Origin of the sequence: Bacillus seohaeanensis (assembly GCF_042684945.1) — a bacterium.
Lineage (GTDB): Bacteria > Bacillota > Bacilli > Bacillales > Bacillaceae_B > Rossellomorea > Rossellomorea seohaeanensis.
Genome location: NZ_JBHUMF010000014.1, coordinates 25,638 through 37,533 on the forward strand (window position 1 = coordinate 25,638; position 11,896 = coordinate 37,533).

Sequence of the window (11,896 nt, forward strand, 5' to 3'; positions counted from 1 at the left end):
CTGCATACTGCAGACAAGGTTTTATTGTTATTTACTCTCGTTATCTTCGTCAATCGGATCAATTCTTTTTGCGTCATCTGAGTTCAATGTTCCCTTTAAAAAATAAATAAGAAATCCTAAAATCATCCCCAATACTGCAAGAAAGCCAATAGTAATAATAGTCATCGATAGCATTTTACTTCTCCTCTCATTAAGTAAGATGTATCAAGCTTCTATTTAAAGTCTATTCCGTAGTGGGGGACAGTAGGACACCGTATTTAAATGGTCATATAAAAAGGGAAGAATCGTAAGTTGACTTATTTGAATGTATAATAACTTTTCATCATTGAAATGAATTTTTTCATGGACAAAAATCTTCTGGGATTTTAAAAAGCGTTCCTTTTTCAGTAACCACATTGTACATGAACTGAGCTTTTATAATTTAACAAGAGTTCTTCCACGTACTTTTCCATCTAAAATATTCGTTAATACTTCTGGAAGCTCTTTTAATGAGATCTCATTGACCAAGTCCTTATTTAATGTTGTTGGTTTAAAATCATCACCCAGACGCTTCCAAACTTTTAATCGTTTATCCATTGGACATTCAACCGAATCAATACCAAGCCAATTAATACCCCTTGAAATAGGAGGAATAACGGTTGTTGAAACTGCTACCCCACCTGTTAAACCACATGTAGCTACAGATCCTCCATATTTCAATGTGCTAAGTATATATTGAAGAGTTTTCCCACCTACAGGGTCGATAGCTCCAGCCCATTTTTCTTCACGAATGGGTGTCTGGTCTGTATCTATTATCTCATTACGATTAATAATGTGTTTAGCCCCTAATTCCTTTAAATAATCTATTTCGCTGGATTTACCTGTACTAGCTACAACTTCATAACCTCTTTTAGCTAAAATATTGACTGCAATACTACCAACTCCGCCTGTAGCACCTGCGACCAAAACAGGTCCTTGGTCAGGTTCTAATTTATTATCTTCAAGCCTTTGAACTGATAATGCTGCGGTAAACCCAGCCGTTCCAAGAATCATGGCTTCTTTTAAAGACAATCCTTCTGGAAGAGGGACAACCCACTCTGCAGGTACACGTGCAACTTCACTAAATCCACCAGAATGTCCTGTGCCTAACTTATAGCTAGTTACAATTACTTCATCACCTGTTTTAAATCGTTTATCTGTTGAAGCAATAACCGTCCCAGCTAAATCTATCCCTGGTACTAAAGGATAGGATTCTACAAACTGATTATTGATGGCCACTGCGCCGTCTTTAAAATTAACACTAGAATAAGCAACACGAATCGTTACTTCTCCTTCCGATAAATCATCGATTCTTAATTGCTTTATTTCTAACTTAGTTTGATCACCAATTTTATCTAGCACCATTGCTTGAAAAGTATTCATATTCTTCATCACTCCTTGTCTTTCGTTTAAACTCTTTTCTCATCGATTGTTGTTTTCAGTTATGAATTTTGCCCGTTGAATTCCGCTGCGGGCACACTAGACTCTTCGAGGAGGAATGGGTGCCTCTTAGAAAAGTGGAAGCGGCTAGGTCAGCTCGCTGAAGCTAGACCTCGGCTGTTTTCCTTATCTTCCCGCAGGAGCTAAGTGCCTGCAGCGAAAATCCATTTAGTAGATCCAACACAGTTTTAGCTAAAAACAACAAACTTTACGAAAACAGCCTTCGTTTAAGTATAAAGCTTCACAATCTCCGTGTTTATTTTAACATAAATATCCATATGTCATTCAAAGTGTTATTTCACCATAGATTAAATGTCATACACAGACTCACGTAAATTCAGATTTGAAAATATCCATGCTTTTGAATAATAACTATATATAGATATACAAAAGGAGGAAGCCTTCTATGCGATGAGCACCTATAGTTTACTTTTGTGAAAGTTATTTTACGAATTAACCCTACTTTCATTTTTGTTTGAAAAAGCCTTATTTACTTTGCACCTATACTTTTCAAACAATCATATATTCTGGACAGCCTTCATAAAATAAATCATTACATTTATAAGGAATAGGGGCTATTCGATGAGCTTGTTTTTAAGAGGTACATTGGTACTAGTAGTGACTGCTTTTTTAGGTGAATGTCTGGAATTTGTGATTAATATGATTTTAGCTCGTGAGTTAGGTGAAGCAGGACTTGGAAAGTACATGTCAATTTTACCAACGATTTTTTTAGTAGTGATCATTGCTAGTTTTGAATTTCCTATTTCTATTTCAAAATTTACCGCGGAACGCGATGAAAAGTATCATCGTCATATGCTTTTTTATGTATTTCGGTTTGTCGTAGTAATGACTGTATTGCTGATGTTGGCGGTTTCCCTACTATTTGCTGTTACTCCGCTATTTGAAGGGTATCATTCTGGGATTCGCTGGCTGATTTTGATTACAATTCCGATTATTTCCTTTATGTCTATTATGAGAGGTTATTTTATGGGATTGCAGCATATGGGAAAAATTGCAGCCGGGAACCTCGTTAGAAAAGCTCTCCAGCTTGGATTGTTAATTTGGGTTTACCAACTTTTTTCTTTTGAATCAAAAACAGCTATATTCATTGCTCTTTGTACGTTAATTGCAAGTGAAGGGCTTATTTTTCTATATTTTTTACATGCTTACATATTGGAACTTAAGGGTAGAAGAAAGAATGTACATGCTGCACTTTCTAAAAAAGAAGTTAGAAATGCGTTGTTATCGGTTTCGATTCCAACAACTGTTCTGAGAATATTTCATGCATTAACACATGCAATCCAGCCATTTATCATTAAAATTGCACTTGTTCATGCAGGTATGAATGAAGTGATGGCAAATGAACATTTCGGGGTGCTAGCGGGTATTGCGCTAACAATTGGTTTCTTTCCTGCATTCATTGCTTATTCGTTGCTAGTCGTATTGATTCCAAATGTTTCAGAAAAGGTGTCGAAGGGTGACAAGGAAGGTCTGATTGCGCTATTAAGACAAGTAATGTGGATTACGTTGGGATACGGGGTTCCGGCAGTGACTGTTTTTTATTTTTGGGGAGAACCTCTGACTGAATTGTTTTTCCATACGACAACAGCTGCTTATTATTTAAAGCTTTTGTGGCCTTACTTTTTGTTTCACTTTTTTGTAATGCCGATGCAAGCATTTCTTATCGGTTTAGGGTTAGTAAAAGATGCCCTTCTACATACAATATGGTCAACATTACTATCATTCTCTCTTCTGTATTTCCTTGGTTCCAATTCGGAATTTGGGATGAATGGAGTAATCATTGGAATGAATATGGGAGCAGTACTCATTACATTGCTTCATTATGTAACGATTTGCCATGAATTGGAAATGACTCCTTGGTTTAAAAGAACTATACGTCAATAAAATAATAAGGAGAAAAAATGGGGAATTAAGCAGTAAATTCGAGTTTTCGTTGGTGGTAGTTGTCAAGGAAGGGGTTAAGACAGTCATCCCGATGACCGTTGCCAATTACTTATAAACTTTATAAAGCTCTTATCCATTCATTAAAAGCAGCTTATCATTGTACAACTATCTCTTTTTTAAAGGAGCAAGCTATGATTGATTCTATGTTATTTAATTTGATGTTTATCGGTGTGCTAGGTATTGTTTCTCAATGGCTGGCATGGAGATTCAGGCTACCTGCCATTGTCATTATGTCTATCGCAGGTTTGTTAGCTGGACCAATTTTCGGGCTTATTAACCCGAAAGAGGATTTTGGTGATGTATATAAACCAATAATCTCCATGGCAGTAGCGATTATATTATTTGAAGGAAGTTTAAATTTAGATTTTCGAGAGGTTCGAGGATTAGGAAAACCTGTTTTTAGAATTGTGACGATTGGGGCTTTCTTGGCTTGGGTCTTAGGTTCGTTAGCAGCTCATTTTGTTGCAGGACTTTCTTGGGCTGTAGCATTTGTAATAGGTGGTCTTTTTATTGTCACTGGACCAACTGTTATTCTTCCGCTGTTAAGGCAGGCAAAATTAAAACCAAGACCTGCGGCTATTTTGAAATGGGAAGGAATTATTGTTGATCCATTTGGTGCATTACTTGCTGTATTTGCATTTGAAATAATTAGATTTTTACTAAGCGACAATGTAACAGTCCTCTCTTTATTATTATTTTTCGCTGCCTCTCTTTTCGCCGTCTTATTAGGATGGGTATCAGGAAGGGGTACCGGATTTCTTTTTGAAAAAGGGCATGTCCCGGAGTTTTTAAAATCACCGGTTGTATTTGTCATTGTTTTGGCTTGCTTTACTGTGTCGGATGAAATTGCTCATGAAACAGGTCTTTTAGCTGTAACAGCAATGGGAATTACGTTAGCCAATATGCATATTGCTTCTATCGGTGATATGCGCCATTTTAAGGAAAATATTTCAGTCTTACTCACTTCGACCATTTTTGTAATGTTAACCGCATCATTAACTGTCAAAACGTTGCTTGAAATATTCAATTGGCAGATCATTGCCTTCGTACTTCTTATGCTGTTTATTGTCCGTCCGCTATCTGTTTGGTTATCTACAGTTGGAACAGATCTTTCCACAAAAGAAAAAATTTTAGTGGGATGGATTGCTCCAAGAGGAATAGTTGCATTAACGGTTGCTAGCTATTTTGCATCTATTCTTTTAGATAGAGGCTTTACCGATGCTGGAATTTTAATGTCCTTGACATTTGCATTAGTATTTTCGACTGTTTGCGCACATGGATTTACGATTGGTTGGCTTGCTAAAAAACTTGGATTGGCAACAGATGAACGTCCAGGAGTATTAATAGTTGGTGGCAGTAGTTTTAGTACAGGAATTGCGAAAACGTTTCAAGAATTGAAAACACCAGTTATGATCGCAGACTCTTCATGGAAAAGATTGTACACTGCAAGAAAAGCGGGAGTTCCGTTCTATCGAGGAGAGGTTCTCTCTGAACAAATGGATTATTATTTAGATCTAACTCCATACGAATATTTAATTGCGGCTACCGAGCTTGACTCGTATAATGCGCTAGTTTGTACTACTTTTGTTCCTGAAATAGGTAGAAATAATTTGTTTCAGCTTAGTTTACGAAGCCAAAGGGAAGATGATATTGAGGATATAGGAAACACGATTGGTGGAAGAATTCTCTTTCATCAAGATGTAACATGGGAGGAATTAAATAAACGTGTAGAACGGGGAGATGTTTTCCGAAAAACGAATATAACGGAAAAATATACGTTTGAGGCGTATCTTGAAGAGATAAATGAAAATGCCATTATTCTTTTCGTATTAAAACCATCTGGGAAAATAGGATTTTTCACAGAAGAAATGTCTCCGAAAGTAGAGGATGGCGATATAGTGGTCAGTTTGATGGAACGTTATAAAGAGTACGATAAAATTCAAAAGAAAATTTCTGACCAACGGGAAAAACAATTAAAAGGTAAGGAACAAAAAGGACAGACCTGAATCAAAGTCATTATCAAGTCCGTCCATGTGTTTATTTATCGTTTTTCATTATATCTTTCAGCTAGTAATTCCTTTACTTGATTGTAGGTGAGACCGGAGTGTTGATTGAGGTACTTTACTTCATCAATATCAGTACCGACAACTGTAACGTTTTTGCCTTTGTTTTTCGTCATATACAAAACACCTCCATATAGTTATTTTGTGGGAAGGAGGTTGTTTTATTCGGAAGAGAAAAAAGTAATATTTCTAGAATAATCTAAAGATAATGACTATGATAAAGAAGAATACAATTATAGGGGGACTACTTATGAGCGCAACTACATATTCAGATGTATGGGACTTAGATGTATTTTTTAAAGGTGGAAGTGAGTCGAAGGAATTTAGAGAGCATTTGGAGACATTGAAAGAGAAAAAGAATCATTTTGAAGAAAATGCTGTTGCTTTCCACCCGCCGCAATCATCAGGTGATGCTAAGTTGGTTGCAAGGTTAATTGAAGAAGCAAAAGAAGTGATTCTGTATTTACGCCAGGCTGGGGCATTTATTAGCTGTTTAGAAGCACAAAATATGCATGACCGAAAAGCAGATGCACTTAGAGGTGAGTTAACTTCAATTAGCGCAGAGTTTCAATCTTCGTTTACAAAATTTCAACAGCAGCTTGCTGATGCAAGTGAAGAGGTGTGGGAAGGGTTACTACAACATGACAAGCTAAAAGAAATCCAGTTTGTTCTAGAGGAATGGAGACAAAAAGCAAAAGACAAGCTTTCTAGTGAAGAAGAGGGATTGATTCAAGCTCTTGCTGTTGATGGCTATCATGGCTGGGGACAAATGTACGATACGATTGTTGGGGCAATGTCAATTTCTTATGAAGGCAAAACGCTATCTGTTGGTCAAGCGAATAATTTACTATCAAGTCCAGATGAAAAGGTTAGAAAAGAAATCTTCGATAAACTAGAAGGAGCATGGAAAGAGAATGAGGAGCTTTTTGCTAGAACATTAAATCATTTAGCGGGTTTCCGTTTAAATGTTTACAAAAAACGAGGCTGGGAAGACGTTCTCAAGGAACCGCTTGAATACAACCGAATGAAGCAAGAGACATTAGATGCAATGTGGGGAGCTATCTCTAAAAACAAAGCACCCTTTGTCGGGTATTTACAGCGGAAAGCCAAAATAGTAGGTAAGGAAAAATTGGATTGGTACGATCAAGATGCACCAGTAGCAGAGTCTAATGATACAATGTCATTCACAGAAGGAGCCCAGTTCATCCTAAAACATTTCTCACGTTTTGGAAAAGAAATGGCCCAGTTCGCTGAAAAAGCATTTGATGAATCATGGATTGAGGCGGAAGATCGTGCTGGCAAACGTCCAGGGGGATTTTGTACATCATTTCCACAAAGTGATCAGTCACGAATTTTTATGACTTATTCTGGATCGATGTCTAATGTTTCCACACTTGCACATGAGCTAGGGCATGCATTCCACTCCTATGCTTTGAAACCAATGGATATGTTAAATCGCAACTATGCGATGAACGTAGCAGAAACAGCTTCCACATTTGCGGAAATGATTGTAGCGGACGCGGCTGTAAAAGAAGCTTCAACAAAAGAAGAAAAAATTGCTTTGGTAGAAGACAAACTTCAGCGTAGCGTCGCGTTCTTCATGAATATCCATGCACGATTCCTTTTCGAGAATCGTTTTTATGAAGAAAGAAAAACTGGAATGGTATCGGCCAATCGTTTAAATGAATTAATGGAAGAAGCGCAGCGGGAAGCGTTTGCTGATTCATTAGGGGAAATTCACCCGCGTTTCTGGGCATCCAAGCTCCATTTCTATATTACAGATGTTCCATTTTATAACTTCCCGTACACATTCGGATATTTATTCTCGTTGAGTATCTATGCAAAGGCACTAGAAACAAATGAAAACTATGAAGAAAAATATATGGCACTACTTCGTGACACAGCCATCATGAGTGTAGAGGAGCTTGCCATGAAACACTTAGGAGAAGATATTACGAAAGAAGCCTTCTGGGAAAAAGGGATCAAGCTATGTATTCAAGACGCAGAAGAATTCTTAAAGTTAACAGAATAAACGCTTTTGAGGTCCGTCCCTCGTTGCTTTAAAGCAATGGGGGACGGACCTTTTTCAGTAAGTCTTATCTCTTCTAAGCCTCTAGTCTTAGAGGAAAATAAAGCTAGAGCTCGTTATGGGAAATTCGAAAAATAGGTAGTATAGAGACATAGAAGAAAGGAGGAAACAACGATGAAGAAATTCGGATTGTTTATTGCAGGAGGAATTGCTGCAATTATCTTATTAGCAAATTTAGGACCAATGGTAGGGTTAGCGTTAAGCTTGTTAATTCTTTACTACTCCTTTAAGGAATTTGTAAAGGCAGAAACTACTTTTTCAAAAGTAATGTGGGGGCTTATTGGATTAGCAGCATTAACTATTTCAATTGGAAATGTTCCAGCAATTCTTGGTCTAGTAGCAATCTACATCTTGTATGTTGTTATTAGAAATTGGAAAAAAGCTGAAAAGGAAACAGTTGAAACATCTGATCCATTCACTAACTTTGAAAAAGAATGGTCTCAGTTAAAGAAAGACTATTAATACGCCAGTTGTCAGCAAATGTTTCGCTAATAACTAATGGACCAACTACTAGTTTCACGGGGAGTTATACCAAAACCTCCCTTTAATAAAAAATAAATAGCGGTTCCTCATTTACCGCATAAATAATCGAAGGAGAGATACTAATGGCAAACTTATTTGAAAGAATTAAAAATACGATTACTTCTGACTTACATGAAGCACTAGATAAAAAGGAAAAGAAAAACCCAATTGCGTTGTTGAATCAATATTTAAGACAATGTGAACAAGAGGTTGAGAAAGTAAAAAAATTGATAGAGCGCCAGTACTTATTAAAAGAAGAATTTAATAAAGAATATAAACAAGCGGCGAGACTTGTAGAGAAAAGAAAGTATCAAGCGGAAATTGCTTCGAAAGCAGGAGAAACGGAGCTATATGAATTTACGCTTTCAGAACAGAAATATTATGAGGATAGAGTAGAAAAAATTATTGAATCTAAAAATCAGGCTGAAGGACAACTAGAAGAGTTAGAGCGTAAGTATGTAGAAATGAAACATAAACTAAAAGAGATGCACTATAAAAGAATGGAGCTTATGGGCAAAGAAAATATGACAAGAGCTCATATGAAAATGAATGAAGTCTTAAATACAAGCTCCGAATATGCAGATCAAAGATTTTCTAAATTTGAGGAAATTGAATCGTATCTAGAACAACTAGAATATGGTGTGAACTCCGCTTATTACCGAAACACTATTGATGCCAAAATTGAGAAGTTAGAAAAAGAAATGAAAAAAGACGAAACAGTCTCCATTTCTTAATAAAACATGGTATTCTAATTAGAGCACAGGGCGATTTGGTCAGCTAACGACAAATCGTCCTCCGCTCGTTATAGCTTTAAATAAACTATCTTATACATATAAGAAAGGAGGACTCCCTATGATAAATCGAATGAAAACAGATGGGATAAGCTGGATTATTTTAGTTGGAATATTATTAATCGTACTAGAAGTATCTTTCTATGATGGGGGAGTCCTTTTCTTTCTGTTTTTTGCTGCCTTTTGTATTTATGCAGGTAAAAAGAGGCATTCGAGTACATTAGGAAAAATTCTTTTATGGTTTGGAATTATCAGTTTGACCATAAATGTGTTGAACACCGTTGCATTCAAGTTTTTGATTTTTGGACTCTTAATTTTTATTATTCTAAAATTTGCTGATTCAAAAAAACACCCCAAATATCTAGTGCCGGACATAAAAGAAACACTTACTCAAGGCGATGAACCACTTCTCATGAAAAAATCACTTATTCAAAATATTTGGTTTGGTACGAAGCGAACACCTGAGCAAGTATATGAATGGAATGATATTAATATTCAAGGTGGAGTTGGTGATTCAGTAATTGATCTAAGTAATACGGTTTTGCCAAAAGGAACTTCGGTAGTTTCAATCCGAAATTCAATTGGAAACATCGAAATTCTCGTACCATATGATGTGGAAATAAGTGTCCATCATTCGATTATGGTCGGTTCCATTGAAATCCTGGAGCAAGCTGAACCGAAGGCGCTAAATAAATCTCTTTACTACCAGACACCAGGTTACGAAGCAGCTACTCAAAGAGTGAAAATAATTACCTCTATGCTAGTTGGAGACCTAGAGGTGAAAAGAATATGAGTACGGTTGGGAGACAAATACTAGTCGGATTGTTATTTTCCTTTATTTTGCTTTTAGTTCTTTCTATATCGTATTTCTATTTATTCCCATTAGAAAATTGGTCACTGCTTTGGAAACTAGAAATAATGGATGTACCAGCCATTTTGTTTATTACCGGTTGTTGTTTAATTGTAGGAGTTGGTTTCGGTTTAAGCGCCGGACTTTCAAGCAAAAAGCAGCTTCATGATATTGAAGGTGCTCTTTTACAAGTAGAGCATGGAAAAACCTTGCCAATACCTGATACGAATTCTTCCGAAATGAATGTGGTATGGAAAAGAATGGAGCAATTGCAAAAACATATAGTGGAGCAAACGAAGTATTCACAAAAGCTTGCCAATGAAAAAGCGGAGGAACAAGAGAAAAGAATACAGGAAATTGTTTCACAAGAACGAAATAGATTAGCAAGAGAGCTTCATGATTCCGTTAGCCAACAACTTTTTGCAGCATCGATGTTAATGTCAGCCATTGCGGAAACCCCTTCACCAAGCAGAACACCGCAAGAAGAAAAACAGCTTAACATGGTGGAGCAAATGATTCAGCAGTCACAACTAGAGATGAGGGCATTACTTATGCACTTACGCCCTGTTGCATTAAAGGGGAAAACATTGCAAGAAGGAATGAAGGAGCTCCTAGTCGAATTAGCACAAAAGGTTCCTATTGAGATAGAATGGAAAATTGAAGAGATGAAGCTAGACAAAGGGATTGAAGATCATCTTTTTCGGATTCTACAAGAGTCTGTATCGAATACATTGCGCCATGCAAAAGCAACGACATTGGATGTTCGCTTACTAATACGCGAATCGCTCATTATCCTAAAGGTTTCTGATGATGGTGTCGGATTTGATACTAATGAGTCAAAGACAACAAGCTCATACGGTCTCCAAAATATGCGAGAACGAGCAATTGAAATTGGTGGTACGTTAAAAATGGTTAGTGTAGTAAATAAGGGAACAAGACTAGAAGTCAAAGTACCGATTGTCGGGAGTGAAGGTGAAAGCGATGATTAAGGTGTTATTTGTAGATGATCATGAAATGGTACGAATCGGAGTATCTTCTTACCTTTCTGCTCAGGCTGATATTGAAGTAGTTGGAGAAGCAGCCGATGGAAAAGAAGGGGTTACGCTTGCATTAGAACTAAAACCAGATATTATTCTAATGGACCTCGTGATGAAAGAAATGGATGGAATTGAAGCGACGAAACAAATTATTGATGCATGGCCAGAAGCGAAAATACTTATCGTAACAAGCTTTTTAGATGATGATAAGGTATATCCAGCATTAGAAGCTGGAGCAACAAGCTACATGCTGAAAACATCTAAAGCAAGTGAAATAGCAGATGCCGTTCGAAAAACATATAATGGACAATCCATACTGGAGCCTGAAGTCACAGGCAAAATGATGACGAAAATGAGAAAAAAAACAGTAACTGAACTCCATGAAGAACTAACGAATAGAGAACGAGAAATCCTCCTTCTCATGGCACAAGGAAAAACAAATCAAGAAATTGCCGATGAACTATTCATCGCACTAAAAACAGTCAAAACACATGTAAGTAACATTCTTGGGAAATTAGAAGTACAGGACAGAACTCAGGCTGTTATCTATGCATTTAAACATGACTTAGTAAAATAAAATTGCCCTCAAAAGGTGTCTTTTTCCTTTTGAGGGCAATTTTATTTTGCGAATTAGCCCATTGAAGTCGGAAAACGTGAGAGGGGGCCTTCCTTTTTTATGTAGTTCCATAAAAAATCCGTCCCATAATGTGGGGACGGACCTCCTATTTATAGCTAAGTATTCCTTACTCCATGCCAGGAGCCTTTTGAATTTCAAAGATCAGAACAATAGCCGTAATTGCATGGGCGATTAACCGAATAATCGGGAAGAAGTTTAGGAAGGAAGAAATGATACCTAATACACTTCCCAGTATGGGCTGATCTTCAGATTTTGAAATGAAAAGCACACTCAAATGCCAAAAGGCAACAAGACAAAGAAGAAAAGGAATAGCATCACCAGCAATATTCCCAAAAATAGGGACAGCTAAAAATAATTCAATCGAAAAGGACAACCACTTTATTCGAGAGAGCACGACCATACACCTCCTATTCAAATAGTATGTAGAAAGACAGGATTTGTGCTTGTACTTTAGTGAGGGATTGCATGGTTTTTTACTAAATGG

12 protein-coding genes are annotated in these 11,896 nt (G+C 36.9%); 8 read left to right on the top strand and 4 right to left on the bottom strand.

The window, feature by feature from the left end:
* Window positions 1-27: 27 nt before the first annotated feature.
* Complete coding sequence (locus ACFSUL_RS05790) at window positions 28-174, bottom strand: hypothetical protein (RefSeq protein WP_377933557.1); 147 nt, start codon at window positions 172-174, stop codon at window positions 28-30.
* A 240-nt stretch (window positions 175-414) separates the two neighbouring features.
* On the bottom strand, window positions 415-1,401 hold the full coding sequence (locus ACFSUL_RS05795) for an acrylyl-CoA reductase family protein (protein ID WP_377933559.1): 987 nt from the start codon (window positions 1,399-1,401) through the stop codon (window positions 415-417).
* A 639-nt stretch (window positions 1,402-2,040) separates the two neighbouring features.
* Between ACFSUL_RS05795 and ACFSUL_RS05800 the strand changes: the two genes are divergently transcribed.
* The gene (locus tag ACFSUL_RS05800; protein WP_377933561.1) at window positions 2,041-3,363 is read left to right on the top strand and encodes an oligosaccharide flippase family protein; all 1,323 of its coding nucleotides are present in this window, start codon (window positions 2,041-2,043) and stop codon (window positions 3,361-3,363) included.
* A gap of 191 nt (window positions 3,364-3,554) precedes the next feature.
* On the top strand, window positions 3,555-5,429 hold the full coding sequence (locus ACFSUL_RS05805; RefSeq protein WP_377933563.1) for a cation:proton antiporter: 1,875 nt from the start codon (window positions 3,555-3,557) through the stop codon (window positions 5,427-5,429).
* A gap of 35 nt (window positions 5,430-5,464) precedes the next feature.
* On the opposite strand, the gene ACFSUL_RS05810 is transcribed toward ACFSUL_RS05805, so the two are convergent.
* Window positions 5,465-5,602: a hypothetical protein gene (locus ACFSUL_RS05810; RefSeq protein ID WP_377933565.1), complete on the bottom strand. Its 138-nt coding sequence runs from the start codon at window positions 5,600-5,602 to the stop codon at window positions 5,465-5,467.
* Window positions 5,603-5,736: 134 nt separating this feature from the next.
* On the opposite strand from ACFSUL_RS05810, the gene ACFSUL_RS05815 reads away from it, so the two are divergent.
* From ACFSUL_RS05815 to ACFSUL_RS05840, 6 genes are all read left to right on the top strand, one after another.
* Complete coding sequence (locus ACFSUL_RS05815; RefSeq protein ID WP_377933567.1) at window positions 5,737-7,518, top strand: M3 family oligoendopeptidase; 1,782 nt, start codon at window positions 5,737-5,739, stop codon at window positions 7,516-7,518.
* A gap of 171 nt (window positions 7,519-7,689) precedes the next feature.
* Window positions 7,690-8,037: a lmo0954 family membrane protein gene (locus ACFSUL_RS05820; RefSeq protein ID WP_071413316.1), complete on the top strand. Its 348-nt coding sequence runs from the start codon at window positions 7,690-7,692 to the stop codon at window positions 8,035-8,037.
* Between the two features lie 143 nt (window positions 8,038-8,180).
* Complete coding sequence (locus tag ACFSUL_RS05825; protein WP_071413317.1) at window positions 8,181-8,831, top strand: PspA/IM30 family protein; 651 nt, start codon at window positions 8,181-8,183, stop codon at window positions 8,829-8,831.
* 118 nt (window positions 8,832-8,949) lie between these two features.
* Window positions 8,950-9,681 (top strand): cell wall-active antibiotics response protein LiaF, encoded by a 732-nt coding sequence (gene liaF / locus ACFSUL_RS05830; RefSeq protein WP_377933570.1) that lies wholly within the window; start codon window positions 8,950-8,952, stop codon window positions 9,679-9,681.
* Window positions 9,678-10,727 carry a sensor histidine kinase gene (locus ACFSUL_RS05835; protein WP_377933572.1) on the top strand — a complete coding sequence of 350 codons (1,050 nt, stop codon included), beginning with the start codon at window positions 9,678-9,680 and terminating at the stop codon, window positions 10,725-10,727. The genes liaF and ACFSUL_RS05835 overlap by 4 nt, the downstream gene beginning before the upstream one ends.
* Window positions 10,720-11,352: a response regulator gene (locus ACFSUL_RS05840; RefSeq protein ID WP_071413320.1), complete on the top strand. Its 633-nt coding sequence runs from the start codon at window positions 10,720-10,722 to the stop codon at window positions 11,350-11,352. Before ACFSUL_RS05835 ends, ACFSUL_RS05840 begins: the two co-directional genes overlap by 8 nt.
* Window positions 11,353-11,518: 166 nt before the next feature.
* On the opposite strand, the gene ACFSUL_RS05845 is transcribed toward ACFSUL_RS05840, so the two are convergent.
* Window positions 11,519-11,806 (bottom strand): hypothetical protein, encoded by a 288-nt coding sequence (locus tag ACFSUL_RS05845; protein ID WP_377933575.1) that lies wholly within the window; start codon window positions 11,804-11,806, stop codon window positions 11,519-11,521.
* Window positions 11,807-11,896 lie beyond the last annotated feature (90 nt).